This is a genomic window from Acidovorax sp. FW305-C-20-28 (genome assembly GCF_058783375.1).
In genome coordinates, this window is the sequence record NZ_JBYSYM010000008.1 from 122736 (window position 1) to 144030 (window position 21295).

Sequence of the window (21295 nt, forward strand, 5' to 3'; positions counted from 1 at the left end):
AGCACTGGCTTGGGGCGCGCCAGTTTCAGAGACTGGGAGGGATAAACGGTGCGAAGTGCCAGGAATGGCTGGCACGCACCAGCTTTTTGGCGGCCGGCAGCCCTGGCGCAGGAGACAATCCGTGCCAGAGGCTCCGGCCTCTTTTTGTTGCCACCCCATTTCCCACCCGGCTTGCCGCCCCGCACCATCCATGGCCCACGATTCGTTCCCGGAGCTTCTGTCCCTCTACATGCGCCGCATCCGCGCCAGCGCCTCGGGGGTGGCCACCGAGATCGGCCTGAGCCGCGAGGCCGTGAACAACTGGCGCAACGGCATGTCGGCACCCAACGCCCGCTCGCGCGAGAAGCTGGTGGCCTGTACCCGCTACCTGCGCCTGACCGAGGCCGAGACCAACCGCCTGCTCAGTGCCGCCGGTTTCGCCCCTGAGTTTCCGCTGCAGGCCGAGGTGGAGCTGCCGGCGGCAGCGCCGGGCATGCCCGCCCCCGCTGCGGTAGATGCCGAGCAGCCCTTTGCCGCCTTCCAGGCCCGGCTGTTCGCCCAACTGGCCCAGGCCATGCCATACCCTATCTCCATGCTGCTGTCGCCTGCGCACTGGGGGCAGCCGCCATTCCGGCTCGAGCTGCTGCAGCGCGCGCGCCAGCAGTACGGCGCGGCGTCGGTGCTGCACATCCAGCCGCCCTACAGCGTGAGCACGGCGCCCACCGAATACTTTGCCGCCATCGGCCGCCAGTGCGGGCTGGGCGAGGTGCAGTCCGACTACGAGTTCGAATCTGCGCTGGAGCGGCGCCTGCTGGCCGGCGAGCGCCTGTTCTGCCTGGTCAGCCGCTTCGAGCAAGGCACGCCCGCGCTGCGCGAAACCCTGGCCGGCATCCTGCGCAGCCTGAGCGAGATGCACAGCGGCCGCCTGCACCTGCTGCTGTGCGGCGGCGAGGCGCTGGCCGACCTCAAGTACCGCAGCGGCGACATGTCGCTGCTCAACATCGCCCAGGTCAATCACTGGCCCGAGCCCACGCTGGCCGACCTCACCCTCCTGGCGCGCCAGCGCTGGCCCGGCCAGGACTGGCCCCAGCCGGTGCTCGCCCACCTGCTGGACGCCAGTGGCGGCCACCCCGCGCTGTTCGAGGAAGGGCTGCAGTGGCTGGTGGAGCAGGGCGTGAACGAGACGCAGGCCAGCTCTGCCGCGCTGCGCACCCACCTCGCTGCCAGCCCACGCCTGTGGCAGACCTTTCTGCCGCTGGCGCAGGAGGGCGCTTCGCGCGAGCGCCTGCGCAGCCTGCTGCAAGCCGACGACCTGGGCCGCGCGCGCCCCTACCTGCAGGACGATGACCTGCGCCGCCTTTTTTGGGGCAACCTCATCCACGTGCGCGGCACGGGCGATGCGGCGCGCCTGCACTGGCGCTGCGCCACCGTGCGCCATGCCGGCCTGATGGTGCTGGACGCGCCCACCCCATGATCATCGAGCAGCTCAAATCCTGGATGACCTGGCCAGTAGCGCGCGCGCTGCTGATCGCCACGGTCACGCTGTTCATCGGCAGCGCACTGCTCACGCCGCACCTGAACCCTGCCACCCGCGGATCGGTGCGCACCTACGAGAGCATCGGCCCCGTGTGGGGCGAACTGGTGCAGTGGCGCGTGGCCATGGTGCAGGCCAGCCAGGAGCTGGGCCACTGGCCGCCGGACATCCAGAAATACGCGCCCCAGGTGCCATTCCCCAAGTTGCGCGTGACCTCGCCGGGGCCGCTGCGCCTGCAGGCCGATGTGATCAACGACCCGGCCCTGGGCCACCTGGCCGGCACCCAGGTGCTGCTGCACATGACGCCCGACATGTACCACTGGACCTGCCGGCCTGGCAAACCGCCCATGCCCGCCGGCGCGCTGCCCATCAGCTGCGCCGCCGGCCCGGAGAGCCAGGACGGCAAGGGCGACGACATGGACCCCGAGGCCGTGCGCCAGAGCCGCATCGCCGCGGCCGAGGCGGTCGACCCCTTTGGCTGGCTGCGCAGCCTCATCAAGTGGTGTGTGCTGATCTTCATCGTGGGCGCCGTGGTATGGGTGCTGCGCCATCCGCTGATCGGCCCGGCGCAATTGCGGCCCGAGAAGCTGTTGCGCACCCCGGTCTCGCGCCTGCCGCGCATCGACCAGTTGCTGCGCACCGTGGGCCGGCTGCGCGCCACGCTCGAAGCCGCCGAAGTGCGCACCAAGGACTGGCAGAGCGCCGTGCAGTTCGCGCACGACGATGCGGCCGACCAGTCCATGGTGCTGGCCGAGCGTGTGTCCGCCAGCAGCCAGCCGAGCCGCGATTGGGTGCTTCCCGGCGCGGTGTTCGAGTGGAAATTTCCGCCCGACCTGCCGGTTTCGCTCGACCGCTGCCTGCTCTATGTGCCGCAGCCCGGGCTCGACGAAGCCACCGTGCTGCGCCAGCTGCGCGCCGCGCAGACCGGCACCGACGTGCTGCTCATTCTGTGCGACCACGGCACCGAGAACCCCTGGCCGCTGCTGCGCGCCCACACCGACGACGGCGCCAACCTGCATGTGATGGTGGACAGTGCCAGCCAGACCGAATGGCTGCTCGCGCGCGAGCCGCTACAGGTGCTGCTGCGCCTCTTGGCCGCGCAACTGCGCGTGACGCGCATCTCGCCCTACCAAACCCGCGGCGGCGTGACGCGCGAGGGCTCCTTCTTCGGCCGCGAGCAGCTGCTGGCCCGCGTGGTCAACCGCGAGCCGGCCAACTACCTGGTGGTGGGCGGGCGCCAACTGGGCAAGAGCAGCCTGCTCAAGGCCGTGCAGCGCCGCCTGCAGGGCCACCCGCAGATCGTCTGCCACTACGTCTCGCTGCGCGACCACCGGCTGTCGCCGCGCATGGCGCTGCAGTTTGGCCTGCCGGCCGACACCCCGCTCGAAGCCATCGTGGACCACCTGCAGGCCCAGTACACCGGCAAGCGCCTGTACCTGCTGATCGACGAGGCCGACCTGTTCTTCCGCGACGAGTCGAACAACGGCTACCACCAGCTGTCCACCCTGCGCTCGCTCAGCGAAGAAGGGCGCTGCTGGTTCATGCTGGCCGGCTTCTGGGACCTGTATGCCACGGCCGTGCTCGACTACCAGAGCCCACTGCGCAATTTTGGCGAGGTGCTGGCCATCGGCGGGCTGGAGCGCCCGGCCTGCAAGGCCCTGGCCACCGAACCGCTGCGCCGCCTGCGCCTGGGCTTTGGCGGCGACGCCCTGGTGGAGCGCCTGGTGGACGCCAGTGGCCAGCGCGCCAACCTCGTCGCTATCCTCTGCCAGGAATGCCTGGAGGCTCTGAAGCCCGGCGAGCGCGTGATCGAAAAGCGCCACCTCGACCAGGCCCTGGCCTCCCAGCCCGTGCAGGACGCCCTGGCCGGCTGGGGCCGCCTCTCGCCCGACGACGCGGCCTGCCGGCTCGACCGCGTGGTGGTCTACCACGTGGCCCAGCAGGGGCAGACCAGCCTGGTGGCCCTGGCCGGCCTGCTGCAAGGCCATAGCGTGCAGGCCGACGCCCAGGCCCTGCGCCAGTCGCTCGCGCGCCTGCAACTGGCCTGGGTGCTGCGGCGTGAAGAGGCCATCTACAGCTTTGCGATACCGCTCATGACGGCGCAGTTCGAGCCCAGCGAGGTGGAATTGCTGCTGCACCAGGAGCTGGCGGTGATGGCCAAGGCCTGACTTGTATTGAATCCGTTTTTCTGAACTTCCTCCTTCATGGCCACCTCTTCTTCCTCCGTCACCCTGGAACGCGACATCGGGTTCGACAGCCTCATCGCCGAGATAGAACGCCTTGTCCGCGCCGGTCTGCACCCGGACCGCATCAGCGTGTCCCAATACCCCGCGTCGCAGTGGGTCTGCAGCAGCCACTGGGCGTACTCGGACAGTAACGACGATGCATCTGTAGCTCGTCGGGTGGATGCGCAGGTGGCGCTGCTGCGCCTGCTGTTGGAGCACGGCGCCGATCCCAACAAGCGCAAGAACCGCAATTCCACGCCACTGGCCGTGTGCTGTGGGCAGTTGTCCTCCTATGCCGGAGAGCATGATCGTGCGCTGGAGAAGCTGGGCCTGGTGCTGGCGGCAGGGGGCGATCCGAAGCAGACCAAGGAGCCCGCCATCTGCATCGCGCTCGGGCTGCGCGACATGCGGGGTGAGATCTCCGACATACCGTTCCGCGCCGATGCCGATGAAGGCCACGCCGACATGGTCCTGCAGGCCATCGACATGCTGCTCAAGGCCGGTGCCGACATCGAAGCCCTGGACCAGCGCGAGATGTACACACCGGTGCTCATGGCGGCTTACCTGGGCAGCTTGCCGCTGCTGCGGATGCTCAAGGAGCGTGGCGCCAACGTGCAGGCCACCAACCCGGGCGGATCCAATGCCCTGATGTTCGTCGCTGGCGACGTGGAGGGCCTGGCGGGCAGCCGCGCCGGCATCTCGGCCACCTGGCACCGCTTTGGCGACCCCGTGGCCACCACGCGCCAGTTGCTCGACTGGGGCCTGGACCCCGCCGCCGCCAACGCCCGCGGGCGTGCCCCGCTGCGCCTGGCCGTGAACGCCGGCAACCTGGATGTGGCGGCCGTGCTGGCCGAGGCACTGGCAGCGCAGGGCAAGCTGGGGGCTGCCGACGTGCGCCTCTTCAAAGGTACCGAATACGAGGCCCGCGTGGCCGCCCTCACCACCAGCGTGCAACCCAAAAAGCCGGCCAAGCCCAAGGCGCCCGAAGGCGAGGCACAGCGCGCCTCGTGGGCACGGGCCCCCGGCCTCATCGACGGCCCCACCGACTGGGATCTCCGCCAGTACCCGCAGTGGCTGCGCGATTGCCTCAAGGACGTGATCGCGCACCTGGCCTCGGGTGCCGACCCGCGCGTGCCGCCCGATGTGCTGTACCTGGAATACGACGAGCACTTTCGCAGCCTGCGGCTGTCCCGCACCAAGTCCTACCTCAGCCGCAGCGGCGCGGTGGAAATGGAGGCCCGCGTGTTCGACTGGGCGAACATGCGCATCCGCTTCTCGCAGGTGGAGGGCGACGACTGGGTGCACCGCGAGGACATCGAACTGCCCATGGTGCCCCCGGGCACGCCGCCCAGCACCGAAGCGCTGTGCGACGCCATCGGCCAGTTGTGCGCCAAGTACCTCCAGACCGTGGGGTGATGCTGCCCGCCCATGGCGGTGCCCGAACCCTTTACCATGCCATCCGTTTGCACACACAAGAGTTGGTTCTGAAAAGGGGAGGAAAACGCTCATGCCATTGCCTTGGTCAACCACCATCGCCACCCTGGGCCTCGCCGCTGCGCTGGCCGCCTGCTCACCCGCCGCACCCACCGAGTGGCGCGGCATTCCCGTGGTGAAAGACAAGCTCGTGAAGGTGGAAGCCACGACCAACGACCACGGCCTGTATGTGGAATACAGCGGCGTCTCACGCGCTGAGATGCTGCAGCGGGTGGCCACGTCCATGGCCAGTGCCGGCTACGCCAAGGTGGGCGAAGCCTTCGAGGGCAATGTGCATGGCTACGTCAAGGGGGCAGAGCGACTGGCCGTGAAGGTGGACCAGTTTGGCGACCAGGTCTTTCTGGCCGTCTTCGACGCCCAGGGCAAAGAGCCGCTGGTGCATGGCGTGGTGTTCGGCCAGTACCAACTGGGTGAAAAGAAGACGGGGCAGGAGGCCAAGGACCAATTGCTCAAGGACCTTGCCAAGTGAGCCCAGGAAACCAATTCACCATGCGCATCCAACTCGAATCCCCGCGCCAGCCCGATGTGGTGCAGCTCATCGACGACCTCGACGCCTTCCAGAAACCGCTGTACCCGCCCGAGAGCCACCATGGCATCGACCTGAACGCGCTCTCGCAGCCCAATGTGCTGTTCGCCGTGGCGCGCAATGCGGACGGCGTGGCCCTGGGCTGCGGCGCAATGGTGCTGGGCGCCGATTTCAGCGAGGTCAAGCGCATGTACGTGCGCCCCGAGGCGCGCGGCCAGGGCCTGGCGCGGGCCCTGCTGGCCTTTGTCGAAGCCGAGGCCATCGCCCGCGGCTGCACCCGCTTCGCTCTGGAGACCGGCCCCTTGCAGCCCGAGGCGCTGGCCTTGTATGCCCGCATGGGGTACGAGGAGTGCGGGCCATTTGGCGACTACGCGCCCGATGTGCACAGCGTGTTCATGCGCAAGGACGTGCAGGTGGCTGCGTGACCTTGTCGGCGGCCGGCACCACCGTGCGTCGGCTCACAGCTGACGATGCCGAGGCCTTCAGCGCGCTGCGCCGCCAGGTGGCGGCCGACAACCCCGTGCCCCTGGGCCTGGGCCTGCAGGAAGAACTGGCCCGGCCGCTGCAAGGTTTTCGCGACCAGTTGGGTGCGCCATCGAATGCGGTGTTCGGCGCCCTCGTTGATGGCGAGCTGGCCGCTACCGCCGCGGTCACGCCCAGCGGGCCGTTCTCGTCGTCACGCCACAAGTTCATCCTGTGGGGCACTTTCGTGGCGCCCACGTACCGCCGCCAGGGCCTGGGCCGCATGGTAGTGGAGCGCGCCGTGGCGCATGCACGTGAGGCCGGCGCGCGCCGCCTGCACCTCACCATGTACCTGCCCAACCCGGCCGCCCGCGCTTTGTACGAATCCCTGGGCTTTGTGGCCTGGGGCACCGAGCCGGAGGCCGTGTGCATCGATGGCGTCTACCACGATGGCTTGCAGATGGGGAGGCTGGTGGATGGCGAACGCTAAGCGCCTGTTCGGTGCCAACGGCTTTCGGCATGCCTGTGGTGCCTGAGTTCCAGGGGAGCGTGACTGACAACGCGGCTTTGTGGCTGCTGTTTGCGTTTCATGTCTTGTGTGTGTGCAGTCCTTTGCTCTTTTCCTTGCGAACAGCTTGGCGGCAGCGCGGTCATATGCGATGGACAATACTTTTTGTCGCTGCAGTCACACTCCTGGGCTACTCCACTTGGGTCTTGATGGTCCAAGCAGTCGGTATCGCGTACCAACACCTCGATTACTCTTTGCTGCCAGTGTGGAAGGAGGCTTTGGGAAGCGAATTCTTTTGGTTTTTGGCGCCTCTGGACTTTGTCGTCGCCCGGTGGTGGGTTGTGTGGCCCATTGGCATTCTTCTCTGTGCGTGGTGTGTTGACCTTTGCGTCGCGAGGTACTGGAGCCGCTTTGTCGATGCAGGATGCAAGGCGATCAGCAAAGCCCGGTAAGTCATCCATGTTCTGGAGGATGCTTGGTGCAAAATGATTTCATGCAATCGGCATGGCCGTCCCCGAGGCACACCTTCTTCTGGCGCCGCCTCTACAGCCCTGGCAGCGATGTCTGCCGCGTCTACCCGCGTGCCGACGGCGGCTGGGACTTGCGCGGCATGGCGGTGTTCCATGACGAAGGGCTGGCCTGCGACCTGGGCTATGCGGTCACGGTCGATGCGCGTTGGGTGACTCAGGCGGCGCAGGTGCTGGGCCACTGCGGTGATCGCTTGGTGGACCTGCATTTCCATCCGGGCCCCGATGGGCAGTGGCGGGTGGGGCAGGGCAGTGAGCCCGATGCGGACACCGGTGTTTCAGCGCACGCATGTCCCGACATCGACCTCAATTTCAGCCCCGCCACCAACATGATCGCCATCCGCCGCATGGCGCTGCAGGTGGGGCAACAGGCCCAGGCTCCGGCGGCCTGGCTGTCGTTCCCCGACCTGACACTCAAGGAACTCCCGCAGATTTACCGGCGGCTGGATGCCATGCGCTACCAGTACGACGCGCCTACGGTTGGCTACAGCGGCGTGCTCGAAGTGTGTGAGAACGGCGCGGTGGTGGACTACCCGGAGCTGTTCGCAAGGGTCGCTTCCTGAAGCCTTGCTGCAGATCCTGGGGCCGCGTGGCGAGCGATGCCTAGTGTTCTGTCCCGTAAATAGATGCCAAAAATAAAACCGATGGATTTCGCGCCAAGGCAAGGCGCAAACCGCAGCGATAGCCGTAGCTATCGCGAGGATTTGCAACGCGGCACTGGCGTGAAAGACGCGGTTTTATTGGCATTTATTTGCGGGGCAGGACACTAACCCAAGGTCGCACTTGCGCCCATGAGCAGCACGATGCCCGTCCGTGCAATGACATACACGGCGCCCCCTACGCCCGTGATGAACACCGTGCCCAAAGCCTCGCCCAGGTCCTGGGTTCGGTCGGTGCCACTTCGTTCAATGCGCTTGCGCGCAGGTGGTAGAAGGCAAAGCACAGGCGCATAGCAGGCCAATGCGAGCGCGGCGGCGGGCACCAGCCCGATCACCATCGGAAGAAACAGCAGAATGGCCGGGCCCAGCGGGAAAAGATAGACGAGCGGAATCCAGGCGGTGGGTGCGCCGAACTCCCGCAAAAGCGCTGTGTTCCTTCGCAGGAATCGGGTGGACCGCAGGGCGGCAAGGGTCATGTAGGCAAGTGCCAGGATCTCAAGCATTGCTGGCAGATGCCTTTTCTGGAGGGACCGTTGGTCGATTGGGTGACTGATGGATGCGCATGGCGCTGACTGAATGTGAATGCGGGGCAGGGGGCGAAGCCGTCGCCCCGGTGCAATGACCGCGATGGCGGAATATAGCCTTGGTGTCCCGGTGCGTTGGGCCAACAGGCACGGGCAGACGCCATTTCGTGCGGTAGCTGGTTCCCCCGCTCTGAGCCTCTGCGGGTACCCAGGCGCAACCGCCCGCTGTGTGGGCACTGCAACGAAGCGACGAAACCCGCTTTGCCTGTCACGCCGTTGACGCATTCGCCCCCCAAGCTCCCGTGCTTTCTCCCTCCATCATCCCCGCAGAAAGACACACGACATGGGCTTCGCTCGCACCTTTTTCGCCACCACCGCCTGGCGCCGCATGGGCACTGCTTTTGCCCTGGCAGCACTGACCGCAGCCACCCTGGCCGCCTGCGGCGGCGGTGGTGACGACAACAATGGCGAAACCCGTGTCGCATCCCTCAAGCTCATCGGCACCGCATCCCTGCCCACCGGCACGATGTTCGAGGGCGTGGAGTTCGGCGGCATCTCGGGTCTGGACCGTGCCACCGACGGCAGCTACTGGGCCATCTCGGACGACCGGGGCGGCGAGCGCGGCACGCCACGCTTTTACAACCTGAGCATCGACTACGAGGCCACGGGCCCCGTGACGGTCAAGGTCAACCGCCAGACCTACATGCAGCGCGAAGACGGCAGCAACTTCCCCGCCAACGCCCGCACGGTGGACCCCGAGGCCATTCGCCTCGCACCCAATGGCAACCTGTACTGGTCGTCCGAAGGCAACTGGGGAACCACGGCTGCGACCCTGTTCCAGCCCTTTGTGCGCGAGATGACCACCGCCGGCAAGTTCGTGCGCGAGTTCAAGATGCCCGCGATCTACAACTATGTGGACAACACCACCACCGGCGCGCGCAGCAACAAGCTCTTCGAGGCGCTGACCGTGGCGCCCGATGGCACGGTGTTCGTGGCCAACGAAGATGCGCTGATCCAGGACGGCCCGCTGACCACCGTGCAGGCCGGCAGCGTGGTGCGCGTGACCGCCATGGACCCCGCCACCGGCAACGCCAAGGCCCAGTACGCCTACCAGTTGCCCAAGATCCCGGTGGATGCACCGGCCGGTGCACCCTTCGGTCCGGACAACGGCCTGTCGGACATGCTGGCCATTGGCAACAAGAAATTCATCGCCATCGAGCGCGCCTTTGCCTCGGGCATCGGCAACACCATCCGCCTGGTGCTCACCGAAATCACCGACGCCACCACCAACGTGAGCAGCATGGCCAGCCTGGCAGGCGCTGCGGCGTACACGCCCATGACGCGCAAGCTGTTGCTCGAAATGCCCATCACCTACCAGGGCGTCAAGCTCGACAACATCGAGGCCATCACCTGGGGCAAGACCTTGCCCAACGGCCACCGCACCCTCGTGCTGGCGGCAGACAACAACTTCACGGCGGATACGCAGGCCAATCAGTTTTTGGTGTTTGAGGTGTTGCCGGAGTAAGGGTGGGTGGCGCGCGCCCGCAAGGCATCTGCGGGCGACCTACCGCTATTTTTTGGTGGGAGACTGCGCTGGAGCCGTTGAGGGGGCGGTTGGCGCAGGATGCGTAGCCGACCACCGTACGGTTGGGCTAAACCGGGACAGAGTCCAGAGGTCTTCAGGGCACGGCGACAACAACACCGTAGCCGTCAGTTGCGGAAGTATTAAAAATGGCAAGACCACTGCGAATCGAGTTCCCCGGTGCCATCTACCACGTGACCTCGCGGGGTGACCGGCGTGAGCCCATCGAGGTCCAGGCGCAAACTGTGTTTGGCTGATGCCGCCTTGGTGGCCCATACTGCCGTCGTGAGATTTCATCCGAGCGCTGAGCCCTTTTCTGACCAACGCCGATGCCGGTTCAACGGTGCCGGTCGGGCGTCTCCACGCCTCACTGCAAGACCAAGCCGCAGGCTACGCAGCTTCCAGTACGACAGCCAGGAACGCCTGGAAAAAGTCACCACCGGCACGGGCGTGGACGCCCCCAGCACCCAGTACGCCCACAACGCCCTGGGCCAGCGCGTGTTCAAGACCGAACCACTGTTCGCCAGCGGATCAGGATCAGGATCGACCACCAGCAGCAAGAACCTCAACAACCTGCTGGCCGACCCCGAAGACCAGGAAGAAGCGGAGAAGGAAAAAGACAAGGGCCTGATCCAGACCGCGTATGAATTCTTCACCCGCCTGTGGAGCCCCGGCAGCAGCGACGCGCAAAAGCTTGGCTTCGCGTATGTCTACGGTCAGGATGGCACCCTGCTGGGCGAATACGGCATGGGCGGCAGCGCCAGCACCGGCACCACCCAGTACATCTACCTGCCCACGGCCAACGGCCCCATGCCCATTGCCGCTATCGTCAATGGGGTCGCGTACGCCGTGCACAGCGACCACCTGAACACGCCCCGCAAGCTGACCCAGGCCGACGGCCAGGTGGCTTGGCAATGGGCATACAGCGCCTTTGGCGACGAACAGCCCACGCTGGGAGCCAAGCGCTTCACCGACGCAACCACCAACCCCACCACGGGCAGCACCAGCATCCCCGAGGTGACCTTCAACCTGCGCTACCCGGGGCAGTACTACGACAAAGAGAGCAACCTGCACTACAACTACTTCCGCAGCTACAGTGCGGAGCGGGGGCGGTATACGCAGGCCGATCCGATTGGGCTCGATGGTGGGTTTAATCGGTTTGGGTATGTGGGCGGGAATACGTTGAGCTTCATTGATCCTTACGGACTTTTGCTAATAAATCTGTTGCCGCCTGGCAGTAAGGAATGGAGGCAAGCGGGCAAAGTCCGTGACGATCCTAATAGCGTCACAGTAATCTCCCATAGTAACTACAACGGCAGCCTTGTGGGTCCTGATGGCAGAACGCTGATATCGCCGGCAGATTTGGCAAAAATCATCCGTGACAACAAGGAATGGAAAGATGGAATGCCCATTGAGGTGTGTGCATGTGCGGTCGCTTATGGTGATAATTCGTTCATCCAACGGCTTGCGCCACTCCTACCAGGAAGCAGCGTTACGGGACCGTATGGGGATGTGACGCCGCTGGGCATCACTCTATTGCCAAGCTATCCCAAAATGGGGGCCTGGCCTTCTGCTTCAAGCGATACGTGGAAGACGTACATGGAGCCAAGAAAATGAAGGCTTGGCTGATTTGTTGCGTCCTTGGTCTTGGATTTGCGTTTGCTGGAAAACTGATGCGTGTCACATTTTGTGCAGGCATGTGTGGCGAAACAATATGGTTTATTCCCGTGTGGGCACTTATTGCTGCCTTGATTTTTTATTCGATATATTGGACGATTTGTTTATTTATCAAAATTTTCAGCTGCTTGAAATTTTTAGGTGATCGAGGGTAGGTTCCGCATCTCGAGCGCTAATAAGGTAGCGGACTAGAATCGGGAGATTGGGGGGCGGTCTTGCCTTTTGCTAAAATCACGAAGCAATGGATTCAAACTGAAGTAAAACCCGCCCCACGCGTGCTTGCTTGTAGCTGTCAAGAAATCTTAAATTGATAGCATTCAAGACATACCTATCAGGCGGTGGGGCCCAATTTGGCTCAATGCCCAACACCCACCGCGCCAACGGCAAGAATCTGAACAACCTGCTGGCCGACGAGGAAGAGGACGACCCCGCCGCCAAGCCAGAGCCCCAAGGCGTCATTGAGCAGCTGATGAGCTTCTTCTCACGCCTGTGGAGCCCCGGCAGCAGCGACGTGCAAAGCTCGGCTTCGCGTATGTCTACGGCCAGGACGGAACCCTGCTGGGCGAATACGGCATGCAGGGATGAAGGGGTCAGGTCTTGTCTTTTGCGGTGGTGCAAGCGGGGCAAGGGGTTCAACTATGGGCCCAGGGCCTGCGCCAGCAGATGTACCTGGGCGATGATGACTTTGTACTGCGCATGCAGGCGCTTGCCAGCGACCGCACTGCCAGCTCCAAGGAGATTCCAAAAACACAGCGCGCCAGCCCCAAGAGCCTGCAAGACTGGCAGGCCTTGTGCCCCACACGCGACCAGGCTTTGGTGCAGGCGCACTATGCATCATCACAAATCAGCCTGTCGCAGATCGATCGCGCGCCAGTTGGGCTTGTCGGTCTCGCGTGTCAGCCGTATCGTGTCGGCGCAGCGGGCATTCATGTCGGGGGCCGCGAAGGAGCTGCGGTCGGAGTTGGAAAAGGCAAAAGGCAAGACCTGACCCGAACCAGCTTGCTTGAAGAGAACTATGGGAAAGGCGATCCAAGGGCCAACAAAAGAGGGCCAGGATCGGAATACAGCAAAATCAAGAAGAACTGCGAGTGAGGAGGATGATGGAATGAAAGGCTACCCCGTCGAATTTGTGTTTGATGGTCGTATTTCTCGTTTTGCGCTCTGGATCGAGGGGAGAGATGGCGATAAATTTGCCGCGCTGCTGGAATCTGAAAAGGTGGTGTCGGCAGATTCGCTTAGTGATATCTTGCTTTATTCGAAAATATTGAATCTTGACTCGCTGGCCCTCGTGACGCTCACGATTGATATTGATTCGATCATAAAATTAATCGAATCAATTATTCCTGAAGAAATTATTGATGAAACCCATTGCTCCACTCTGCTTAATTTTGTTGACACTCTTGATGATATGTTGAGAACATTCAATGAGGAAATGGTTGATGCAAAAAAATCAAACATCGACAAAATTGCAATTAAATTATTCCTGGGAAATAACTTGCCTTCTGCCGCTGTTGTCGCTCGTGAAGCAGCTTTGTCTAAAAATGAACTGGCAGATTTGAATAAATATATTAAAAAAGGTGTCGAATATATGCGACGTAAAGTTCTTTGTTGAACGCGATCAGGCTTTGGTGCAGGAACACTATGCATCACAAATCAGCCTGTCGCAGATCGCGCGCCAGTTGGGCTTGTCGGTTTCGCGTGTCAGCCGTATCGTGTCGGCGCAGCGGGCATTGATGCCGAGGGCCGCGAAGGAGCTGTGGTCGGGATTGGAAAAGGCAAAAGGCAAGACCTGACTCCAACCATGGCCACAGGGTCCTACCATAGTTTATGACCCCAAAGCAGCGAGAACGAGAGGTTTAAAATGAAGACCGTTGCATTGATTGTTTTTCTGTTTGCATCCCCTTCTTTTGCTGACATGAATCCACAGGCGTTGGAGGCTTATGATCTGAGCGAGCTCTATGTAAAATCCATTTATGAGAAAAATTCAGAAACTATTTTGATAATTATTGACCCCCACGGCTACAGTCATCGCGTGCGCAAGGGTGATGTGGTTGGAAAAAACAACGGGCTTGTAATTTTTCTAAAAAATAATACAATGATATTAAATGAGGTCGTAAAAAATAAAGACCTTGAATGGATGGAGGAGAGGCGAATTTTTAAGATCAATCCTGAGGAGGGTAATCTAGTAAAAATCAAGGACATGGAAATTAAGTAATTTTGATATATGGAGGAAATGCGCTTAATAATGAAGGGGTCAGCTCTCAAGCCAGCCATGAGCGGACAGCGCCAAGGCATGTTCCAATAGATTGCAGGCGGTCATGTTAAATGCCATGCCAGTGACGGTGCGGAAACGAGTAATGCCATCTAACCGAACAGTATTGAGGCCTGACCCCAATCATCGAACGAGGTCAACGCCTGGAGGATTAATCGTGACGGTTGGGATTGGTTTAGGTATGGTTGGAAAATCGATCAGCGATTACAGCGGCTGTGAATGTAATTGAAATGAGACGTCTAAAGTATCAAAGAGGGGTGAATGTATTTGAGTTGCTGCTCGTTTTGGCGGCTCTTGGGTCTGCAATTTATGTGGCCAAGCATATCGAAACAGACAGCCTAGTTATATTTGCGATAGCTGTTGCATCGAGCTTTCTGGTGTATTTCTTGCCTACCATTTTTTATTTCATTAAAGATCGACGTAAGAGACGCAAGGAAAAGCCAAAATCTATTGGTAAAAATAGCTTTCATGCCTACTTGTTTTTATCGTCATGTTTGCGGAGTGGAGGGATCAGGTTTTTTCTTTTGCCCTCACACCATCGAAATTCCCATCCATCATCAAACTGAGCCGTAAGTTTGCGGAGCTTCTGAAAATGGCGAGACCACTGTGAATCTAGTCTGCAGTGCAATCCGTCACATGACCTTGCAGTGTGGCCGGTGCGGGTGGGCTGCTTCGAGTGAGCCGCAGGTACTGGGTGATGGAGTGATCGGTCCATCGATGGTGGTCAGTCGCTCACCTCTCAATCATCTCCTGCACCTTGGCGGCAAGCGCCGCCACGTCGAAGGGCTTGGTGATCACCTCCATCCCAAACGCCAGCAACCCATTGCCCACGGCGGCGTTCTCCGCATACCCGGTGATGAACAACACCTTCAGGTCCGGCCGCGTCACGCGCCCCGCGTCGGCCACCTGGCGGCCGTTCAATCCGCCCGGCAGGCCCACGTCGGTCAGCAGCAGGTCGATGCGGCGGCCGGACTGCAGCACGTGCAGGCCGGCCGGGCCATCGCCCACCGAGATCACGTTGTAGCCCAGGTCTTCCAGCTCTTCGGCGATCAGGCCGCGGATGGTGGCCTCGTCTTCGATCAGCAGCACCACCTCGCCGTCGGCGCGGTGGTCAAAACTGGGCGGTGCGTCCTGGCCGGCCTGCTCGGCGTCGCCCACATAGCGCGGCAGGTACAGGCACATGGTGGTGCCCTGACCGGGTTCGGAATAGATGCGCACCTGCCCGCCCGACTGGCGCACAAAGCCATACACCATCGACAAACCCAGCCCCGTGCCCTGGCCCATGGGCTTGGTGGTGAAAAACGGGTCAAACGCGCGGGCGATCACCTCGGGCGCCATGCCCACGCCGGTGTCGGTCACGCACAGCGAGATGTACTGGCCTGGCGGCAGCTCGCGTTCGGCGGCGGCGCGGTCGTCCAGCCACTTGTTGGCGGTCTCGATGGTCAGGCGCCCGCCGTTGGGGGCCATGGCATCGCGCGCGTTGATGCACAGGTTGAGCACGGCGTTTTCGAGCTGCGAGGGGTCCACCTGCGTGAGCCACAGGCCGCCGGCGCCCACGACCTCCACCTCGACGGACGGGCCCACGGTGCGCCGCACCATCTCCTCGATGCCGCCCACCAGGCGGTTCACGTCGGTGGGGCGCGGGTCCAGCGTCTGGCGGCGTGAGAATGCGAGCAGGCGCTGCGTGAGCGAAGCCGCGCGCCGCACCGAGCTTTGCGCCATGCCGATGTAGCGCTCAGTGTTGTCGAAGTTCTTCGCGTTGAGGCGCTTTTCCAGCACCTGCAGGCTGGCGCTCATGCCCGCCAGCAGGTTGTTGAAGTCGTGCGCAATGCCGCCCGTGAGCTGGCCAATGGCCTCCATCTTCTGCGACTGGCGGAACTTGGCCTCCACCTCCATCAGCTCGTGGGTGCGCTCGCTCACCTTGCGCTCCAGCGATTCGTTCATCTCGCGCAGCGCAACCTCGTTCTCGCGCAGGGCCAGTTCGTTGCGCACGCGCTCGGTGGCGATGCGCGTGCGCCCGGCGATCTCGCGCATGAAGCCGATTTCCTCCTGCGTCCAGTGGCGCACCTCGTCGCTGGTCACAAAGAGCATGGCCACCAGGCGGCCTTGCTCGACCAGTGGGGTGTTCATGAAGGCACGTGCGTGCAGGGGCTCCAGCCGCGCGGCCTGGGCCAGCGTGCGCGGGTCGGCGCGCACGTCGTCGATGGCCACGAACTCGTCGCGCTTGTGGTCGTCGATGAAGTTGCCGAAGTCGCGCAGGTGCAGCAGGCCCTGCAGCGGGGCTACGCCGGGCTGGGTCCAGTCGCTTTCCACCGAGAAGGTTTCGGCGTCGTGGTCGATGGTGCCGTAGCCCGCGCGGCAGGCCTTGAGCGTTTCGCCCAGAATGCGCGCGGCCGCCAGGCTGATGGCGTCCACGCTGCCCAGCACGCGCAATTCGTTGGTAAAGCCGATCAGCGCGTCACGCTTGGTTTCGGCCAGCACGCGCTCGGTCACGTCCAGGCCTTCGACAAAAATGCCGGTCACGGTGCCGGCCGCGTCGCGGATGGGCTGGTACACAAAGTCCAGGTAGCGTTCGCTGATGGGCTCGCCCGCATGCTGGCGGATGTCGAAGCGCGCCCCATAGGCCGTGGCCGCCTTGCCGCTGGCGTACACGCCGTCGAGCATGGCCACATAGCCTTGCTCGGCCGCTTCGGGCAGGGCCTCGGCCACCGTGCGGCCCAGCACATTGCGCTCGCCCACCAGCGTCTGGTAGCCGGGGTTGGCCAGCTCGATGCGGTGCGTGGGCCCCTGCAGCAGCACCATGAAGCTGGGCGACTGCTCGAACAGCTGGGCAAAGCGCTCGCGCTCCATCAGCAGGCGGCGGTCGGCCAGCACCTTGTCGGTGGTCTCCACCACCAGGGCCATGGCGCCCACGGGGGTGCCGGCATCGTCCACCAGGGGCGAGTAGTTAAGGTCTACCCACAGCGGCTTGTGCACGCCGTCGCGGTTCAGGCTCAGCTCCTGGTCTTCGTAGTTCAGGGTGCCACCGGCCATGCAGACCTTGAGCACCCGGTCGTTGAGGTCGGCGGCCTCGGGCCAGGCCTCGCGGATCTCCATGCCCAAGAGGCCCGGGTGGCGCCCGCCCGCGAATTTGGCATACGGGTCGTTGTAGATCAGCACACCCACCTCGCCCCACAGCGTGGCAATCGGCATGGGGCAGCGCAGCATGTTGGCCAGGGCCAGCGTGAGGTGGGCGGGCCACTGGTCAAGCGGGCCCAGTTCGGTGCGCGACCAGTCGAAGCGGGCGATCAGCCCGGCCATTTCGCCGCCGGCCGATAGAAGGGATGCTTGGGTCGTGGGAAGGGCTGTGGACATGGGTGCCAGTGCGTCAGGGATTCGGCGGTGTGGCACCGCGTTTTCGCGCCATGATAAAGACACTTGTCCAAGGATTTTGTAGGTGCGTGCCTATGCCTCCACACCAAATCGGGCGGGTTTACCCCGAACCCGGCCGGTGTGCCATCACCAGCGCGTACAGCGCCTGCGCCGCCACTGACAGGCTGCGGTCGCGCCGGCGCACCAGGTAGATCTGGCGCAGCAGGCCGGGCAGGGCCAGCGGCCGGGTGACCAGCCCCGGCTGGTCGAAGTGGAACAGCGTGAGCGCCGGCACCACGCTGATGCCCAGGCCCGCGCGCACCATGCCCATCACGCTGGCCAGTTGCTCCAACTCCATCAGGGTGTGCATGCCCTGCGGGTGGAAGGCGGCCTCCAGGTACTGGCGCACGCTGCTGGTGCGCGCCAGGTGGATGAAGGGGTAGCCTGCGAGGTCGGCCGGGGTGATGGGCTTTTTGCGCCGGGCCAGCGGGTGTTCGGCCGGGCACACCAGGTGGAAGTCGTCGCTGCAAAAAGGCTCGGCCTGCAGCTCGGGCGTGTCGGCGCGGATGGCGGCCAGCGCGAAGTCGGCCTTGCCGCTGGCCACGCGCTCGATGCAGGGCTCCGACAGCACGTCGGCAATGTCGATCTCGATGCCCGGGTGGGCACTGCGGTAGGCCGCCAGCACCCCCGGCAGCCAGCCCGCGGCCAGCGAGGGCAGCAGCGCTACGGCCACGCGCCCGCGCTGCAGCGTGGCGGCGTCGCGCACGGCGGCCAGCGCGGCCGTGATCTCGCCGCGGATGCGCCGGGCCGACTCCAGGAAGTTCTGGCCCTCGCCCGTCAGGTCCACATGGCGCGTGCTGCGGTCGAACAGGCGCAGGCCCAGGTCGTCCTCCAGCGCGCGGATCAGGGCGCTGAACGCCGGCTGCGACAGATGGCACTGGGCGGCGGCACGCGTGAAGTTGCGCTGCTCGGCCAGGGCCAGAAAGGCGTCGAGCTGGCGGGTGGACAGGTGGTGCTGCGCGCTCATTAATTTGAAAAACGGATGGATTGATACCAACAATCTATTTCACAGAATAACACCGGGTGCCTACATTCGGCCCAGGAGACAAAGACACCTTATGGCGAACAACGCAACATTGCTGGTCGGCTGCGCCGCCGGCTTCTCGGGCGACCGCACGGACGCCGCCGCACCCGTGGTGCAGGCCCTGGTCGCCAGCGGCAAGCCCGCCGTGCTGATCTTCGAGACCCTGGCCGAGCGCACCCTGGCCCTGGCCCAACTGGCCCGCCGCACCGACCCTGATGCGGGTTACGAACCCCTGCTGGTGGACATGCTGCGCCCCGTGCTGGGCGACTGCCTGGCGCACTGCGTGCGCATCGTGAGCAACTTCGGCGCCGCCAACCCCGAGGGCGCGGCCCGGCGCATCGTGCAACTGGCGGCCGAACTGGGCCTGCGCCGCCCGCGCGTGGCCGTGGTGCAGGGCGACGACCTGAGCAGCCCCGCCCACCGCGCGCTGCTGCAGGGGGCCCTGGGCGATGCCATGCCCGTTGAGCCCATCGCCAGTGCCAACGCCTACATCGGCGCCCAGGCCATTGCCGGTGCGCTGCGCGAGGGCGCGGACGTGGTGGTCTGCGGCCGTGTGGCCGACCCCTCGCTGGTGCTGGGCCCGGCCCTGGCCCACTACGGCTGGGCGCACGACGACTGGGACCGCCTGGCCCGCGCCACCATGTGCGGCCACCTGCTCGAATGCGGCGCCCAGGTCACGGGCGGCTATTTCGCCGACCCCGGCTACAAGGACGTGCCCGGCATGGCCCGCCTGGGCTACCCCATCGCCGAGATCGACGCCGACGGCCACTGCACCATCACCAAGCCCCCGGGCACGGGCGGGCGCATCGACGAGCGCACGGTCAAGGAGCAGTTGCTGTACGAGCTGCACGACCCTGCCGCCTACCTGACACCCGACGTGGTGGCCGACATCACCGAGGCCCGCGTGACCGCCGTGGGGCCCGACGCCGTGCGCCTGGAGGGTGTGCGCGGTCATGCCCGGCCCGCCACGCTCAAGGTCAATGTGTGCTTCGAGTCGGGCTGGTTCGCCGAGGGCGAGATCTCGTATGCCGGCGCCCGCGCCGAGGCCCGCGCCCGCCTGGCGGGTGAGGTGCTGCGCGAGCGGCTGGCCGGCCTGGGCCCGCTGCGCATCGACCTGATCGGCGTGACCAGCGTGCTGGGCGACGATGCCGGCCGCTGGCTCGATGGAAGGGGCGGCGATGCCCGCGACGTGCGCCTGCGCGTGGCCCTGCAGCACCGCGACCACGCCAGCGCCCAGCGCCTGCTGCGCGAGGTGACGGCCCTGTACACCTGCGGCCCCGCCGGCGGCGGCGGTGTGCGCACGGCCATGCGGCCACGCCTGGGCACCGTCTCGTGCCTGGTGCCGCGCGAAGCCGTGCCCACGGGCTACCGCATGTTCGACGACGCCACAGGGCAGGGGAGGGCCGCAGCATGACCGACACCACCACCACCACCACCACCATCACCGTGCCCCTGTACCGCCTGGCGCACAGCCGCACGGGCGACAAGGGCAACCGCTCCAACATCAGCGTCATCGCCTGGCACCCCGCGCTGTGGGATGTGCTGCTGGCCGAGGTGACCGAAGCCGCCGTGGCCCGCCATTTTGCGCACCGCCAGCCGGGCCGGGTGGTGCGCTATGTGCTGCCGCAACTGCAGGCCATGAACTTCGTGCTCGACGACGTGCTCGACGGCGGCGTGAACGACGCCCTCAACCTCGACAGCCATGGCAAGGCGCTGAGTTACTGGCTGCTGGACCTGCCGGTGCAGGTGCCCGCCGCGCTGCAAGGGCACCTGGCCGGGCCCGGCTGATCTTTTTGCTTTCTTCGCTTTCTTTCACCATCAACAACACCAGGAGACAGATACCATGACCGCATTCCACCTTCCTTCCCGCCGACAGGCCCTGTCCGCCGCGGTGGCCCTGGCCGCCTCGCTGGGCCTGGCCGGCACGGCCCTTGCCCAGGCCTACCCGGCCAAGGCCATCACCTTCGTGGTGCCGTTCGCCGCCGGCAGCGCCACCGACCAGCTGGCGCGCGCCATCGGCCAGTCCATCACCACCGACACCAAGCAGCCCGTGGTCATCGACAACAAGGCCGGCGCCAGCGGCATGATTGCCGCGCAGGCCGTGGCCAAGGCGCCGGCAGACGGCTACACCGTGCTCATCACCACCAACACCACGCACGCGGCCAACGAGCACCTGTACAAGAAGCTCTCGTACGATCCGGTGAAGGACTTCGCGCCCATCAGCGGCCTCGGAAAGGGCGGGCAGGTGATGGTGGTGAATGCCGCATCGCCCTACAAGAGCGTGGGCGACGTGGTGGCCGCAGCGAAGAAGACGCCGGGCAAGCTGAGCTTTGGCAGCGGCAGCTCGTCGAGCCGCATGGCGGGCGAGATGCTCAAGCAGCTGGCGGGCGTGGACATCCTGCACGTGCCCTACAAGAGCAACCCCCTGGCCATCACCGACCTGCTGGGCGGGCAGATCGACATGATGATCACCGACACCTCCACCGGCGTGCCCCAGGTCAAGGCCGGCAAGCTGCGCGCCCTGGGCTATTCGACGCAAAAGCGCAGCTCGCAGCTGCCCGACGTGCCCACCATCGACGAGGCCGGCGTCAAGGGCTACGACATGGGCTACTGGTTCGCGGCCTACACCCCTGCCGGCACGCCGCCCGCCGTGGTGGCGCGCCTCAACGAGTTGATGGCCGCCGCGACCAGGAGCGCCGCCGCCAAGTCCTTCTACGACACCGCAGGCTCCGAAGCCTGGACCACCACGCCCGACGAGCTGGCCAAGTTCCAGGCTGCCGAGACGGTGAAGTGGGGCAAGGTCATCAAGGCCGCCGGTATCGAAGCCGAGTAAGCCTTGCTTACCTGCGCGCCCCTCCGCGCGCAGCCCTGTGCCCTGCGTTGACCGCGCG

19 protein-coding genes are annotated in these 21295 nt (G+C 64.5%); 16 read left to right on the forward strand and 3 right to left on the reverse strand.

What is annotated here, in order from left to right:
• The first annotated feature begins 190 nt into the window (after positions 1-190).
• The 7 genes from AC3WOH_RS11895 (at position 191) to AC3WOH_RS11925 (ending at position 7818) form a co-directional block, all read left to right on the forward strand.
• Complete coding sequence (locus AC3WOH_RS11895; protein WP_492229538.1) at positions 191-1453, forward strand: hypothetical protein; 1263 nt, start codon at positions 191-193, stop codon at positions 1451-1453.
• The gene (locus tag AC3WOH_RS11900; protein ID WP_492229539.1) at positions 1450-3681 is read left to right on the forward strand and encodes an ATP-binding protein; all 2232 of its coding nucleotides are present in this window, start codon (positions 1450-1452) and stop codon (positions 3679-3681) included. Before AC3WOH_RS11895 ends, AC3WOH_RS11900 begins: the two co-directional genes overlap by 4 nt.
• Positions 3682-3717: 36 nt before the next feature.
• A complete protein-coding gene (locus tag AC3WOH_RS11905) occupies positions 3718-5154 on the forward strand; it encodes an ankyrin repeat domain-containing protein (protein ID WP_492229540.1) in 1437 nt (478 codons plus the stop codon).
• Between the two features lie 91 nt (positions 5155-5245).
• Positions 5246-5701, forward strand: a complete 456-nt coding sequence (locus tag AC3WOH_RS11910) for a hypothetical protein (protein WP_492229541.1) — start codon at positions 5246-5248, stop codon at positions 5699-5701.
• Between the two features lie 20 nt (positions 5702-5721).
• Positions 5722-6183 carry a GNAT family N-acetyltransferase gene (locus AC3WOH_RS11915; RefSeq protein WP_492229542.1) on the forward strand — a complete coding sequence of 154 codons (462 nt, stop codon included), beginning with the start codon at positions 5722-5724 and terminating at the stop codon, positions 6181-6183.
• Entirely contained in the window at positions 6180-6710 is a 531-nt protein-coding gene (locus AC3WOH_RS11920; RefSeq protein ID WP_492229543.1) for a GNAT family N-acetyltransferase, read from the forward strand. Before AC3WOH_RS11915 ends, AC3WOH_RS11920 begins: the two co-directional genes overlap by 4 nt.
• 511 nt (positions 6711-7221) lie before the next feature.
• The gene (locus tag AC3WOH_RS11925; RefSeq protein ID WP_492229544.1) at positions 7222-7818 is read left to right on the forward strand and encodes a putative glycolipid-binding domain-containing protein; all 597 of its coding nucleotides are present in this window, start codon (positions 7222-7224) and stop codon (positions 7816-7818) included.
• A 203-nt stretch (positions 7819-8021) separates the two neighbouring features.
• Here AC3WOH_RS11925 and AC3WOH_RS11930 read toward each other — a convergent pair whose 3' ends face one another.
• Positions 8022-8417 (reverse strand): hypothetical protein, encoded by a 396-nt coding sequence (locus AC3WOH_RS11930; RefSeq protein ID WP_492229545.1) that lies wholly within the window; start codon positions 8415-8417, stop codon positions 8022-8024.
• A gap of 364 nt (positions 8418-8781) precedes the next feature.
• On the opposite strand from AC3WOH_RS11930, the gene AC3WOH_RS11935 reads away from it, so the two are divergent.
• The 6 genes from AC3WOH_RS11935 (at position 8782) to AC3WOH_RS11960 (ending at position 13912) form a co-directional block, all read left to right on the forward strand.
• A complete protein-coding gene (locus tag AC3WOH_RS11935; RefSeq protein WP_492229546.1) occupies positions 8782-9963 on the forward strand; it encodes an esterase-like activity of phytase family protein in 1182 nt (393 codons plus the stop codon).
• 306 nt (positions 9964-10269) lie between these two features.
• Complete coding sequence (locus AC3WOH_RS11940) at positions 10270-11637, forward strand: RHS repeat-associated core domain-containing protein (protein ID WP_492229547.1); 1368 nt, start codon at positions 10270-10272, stop codon at positions 11635-11637.
• Between the two features lie 657 nt (positions 11638-12294).
• The gene (locus AC3WOH_RS11945; protein ID WP_492229548.1) at positions 12295-12789 is read left to right on the forward strand and encodes a hypothetical protein; all 495 of its coding nucleotides are present in this window, start codon (positions 12295-12297) and stop codon (positions 12787-12789) included.
• A gap of 13 nt (positions 12790-12802) precedes the next feature.
• On the forward strand, positions 12803-13309 hold the full coding sequence (locus AC3WOH_RS11950; RefSeq protein ID WP_492229549.1) for a hypothetical protein: 507 nt from the start codon (positions 12803-12805) through the stop codon (positions 13307-13309).
• On the forward strand, positions 13275-13490 hold the full coding sequence (locus AC3WOH_RS11955; RefSeq protein ID WP_492229550.1) for a helix-turn-helix domain-containing protein: 216 nt from the start codon (positions 13275-13277) through the stop codon (positions 13488-13490). Before AC3WOH_RS11950 ends, AC3WOH_RS11955 begins: the two co-directional genes overlap by 35 nt.
• A gap of 68 nt (positions 13491-13558) precedes the next feature.
• On the forward strand, positions 13559-13912 hold the full coding sequence (locus AC3WOH_RS11960) for a pilus assembly protein PilP (RefSeq protein ID WP_492229551.1): 354 nt from the start codon (positions 13559-13561) through the stop codon (positions 13910-13912).
• Between the two features lie 789 nt (positions 13913-14701).
• Here the strand turns inward: AC3WOH_RS11960 and AC3WOH_RS11965 are convergent.
• Together AC3WOH_RS11965 and AC3WOH_RS11970 are read right to left on the reverse strand one after the other, a co-directional pair.
• Positions 14702-17323 carry an ATP-binding protein gene (locus AC3WOH_RS11965; protein WP_492229552.1) on the reverse strand — a complete coding sequence of 874 codons (2622 nt, stop codon included), beginning with the start codon at positions 17321-17323 and terminating at the stop codon, positions 14702-14704.
• Positions 17324-17441: 118 nt separating this feature from the next.
• Positions 17442-18347, reverse strand: a complete 906-nt coding sequence (locus AC3WOH_RS11970) for a LysR family transcriptional regulator (protein ID WP_492229553.1) — start codon at positions 18345-18347, stop codon at positions 17442-17444.
• Positions 18348-18438: 91 nt separating this feature from the next.
• On the opposite strand from AC3WOH_RS11970, the gene AC3WOH_RS11975 reads away from it, so the two are divergent.
• Genes AC3WOH_RS11975 through AC3WOH_RS11985 form a run of 3 tightly spaced genes read left to right on the forward strand, consistent with a single transcriptional unit; the run spans position 18439 to position 21237 of the window.
• A complete protein-coding gene (locus AC3WOH_RS11975; protein WP_492229554.1) occupies positions 18439-19818 on the forward strand; it encodes an acyclic terpene utilization AtuA family protein in 1380 nt (459 codons plus the stop codon).
• Complete coding sequence (locus AC3WOH_RS11980; RefSeq protein ID WP_492229555.1) at positions 19815-20192, forward strand: AtuA-related protein; 378 nt, start codon at positions 19815-19817, stop codon at positions 20190-20192. The genes AC3WOH_RS11975 and AC3WOH_RS11980 overlap by 4 nt, the downstream gene beginning before the upstream one ends.
• Before the next feature lie 55 nt (positions 20193-20247).
• A complete protein-coding gene (locus AC3WOH_RS11985; RefSeq protein WP_492229556.1) occupies positions 20248-21237 on the forward strand; it encodes a Bug family tripartite tricarboxylate transporter substrate binding protein in 990 nt (329 codons plus the stop codon).
• Positions 21238-21295 lie beyond the last annotated feature (58 nt).

What these genes read in the sequence shown, in the direction of transcription:
- AC3WOH_RS11895 (WP_492229538.1), top strand. Translation starts at nt 191, where the DNA reads ATGGCCCACGATTCGTTCCCGGAGCTTCTGTCCCTCTACATGCGCCGC.
- AC3WOH_RS11900 (WP_492229539.1), top strand. Translation starts at nt 1,450, where the DNA reads ATGATCATCGAGCAGCTCAAATCCTGGATGACCTGGCCAGTAGCGCGC.
- AC3WOH_RS11905 (WP_492229540.1), top strand. Translation starts at nt 3,718, where the DNA reads ATGGCCACCTCTTCTTCCTCCGTCACCCTGGAACGCGACATCGGGTTC.
- AC3WOH_RS11910 (WP_492229541.1), top strand. Translation starts at nt 5,246, where the DNA reads ATGCCATTGCCTTGGTCAACCACCATCGCCACCCTGGGCCTCGCCGCT.
- AC3WOH_RS11915 (WP_492229542.1), top strand. Translation starts at nt 5,722, where the DNA reads ATGCGCATCCAACTCGAATCCCCGCGCCAGCCCGATGTGGTGCAGCTC.
- AC3WOH_RS11925 (WP_492229544.1), top strand. Translation starts at nt 7,222, where the DNA reads ATGCAATCGGCATGGCCGTCCCCGAGGCACACCTTCTTCTGGCGCCGC.
- AC3WOH_RS11930 (WP_492229545.1), bottom strand. Translation starts at nt 8,417, where the DNA reads ATGCTTGAGATCCTGGCACTTGCCTACATGACCCTTGCCGCCCTGCGG.
- AC3WOH_RS11935 (WP_492229546.1), top strand. Translation starts at nt 8,782, where the DNA reads ATGGGCTTCGCTCGCACCTTTTTCGCCACCACCGCCTGGCGCCGCATG.
- AC3WOH_RS11950 (WP_492229549.1), top strand. Translation starts at nt 12,803, where the DNA reads ATGAAAGGCTACCCCGTCGAATTTGTGTTTGATGGTCGTATTTCTCGT.
- AC3WOH_RS11960 (WP_492229551.1), top strand. Translation starts at nt 13,559, where the DNA reads ATGAAGACCGTTGCATTGATTGTTTTTCTGTTTGCATCCCCTTCTTTT.
- AC3WOH_RS11965 (WP_492229552.1), bottom strand. Translation starts at nt 17,323, where the DNA reads ATGTCCACAGCCCTTCCCACGACCCAAGCATCCCTTCTATCGGCCGGC.
- AC3WOH_RS11970 (WP_492229553.1), bottom strand. Translation starts at nt 18,347, where the DNA reads ATGAGCGCGCAGCACCACCTGTCCACCCGCCAGCTCGACGCCTTTCTG.
- AC3WOH_RS11975 (WP_492229554.1), top strand. Translation starts at nt 18,439, where the DNA reads ATGGCGAACAACGCAACATTGCTGGTCGGCTGCGCCGCCGGCTTCTCG.
- AC3WOH_RS11980 (WP_492229555.1), top strand. Translation starts at nt 19,815, where the DNA reads ATGACCGACACCACCACCACCACCACCACCATCACCGTGCCCCTGTAC.
- AC3WOH_RS11985 (WP_492229556.1), top strand. Translation starts at nt 20,248, where the DNA reads ATGACCGCATTCCACCTTCCTTCCCGCCGACAGGCCCTGTCCGCCGCG.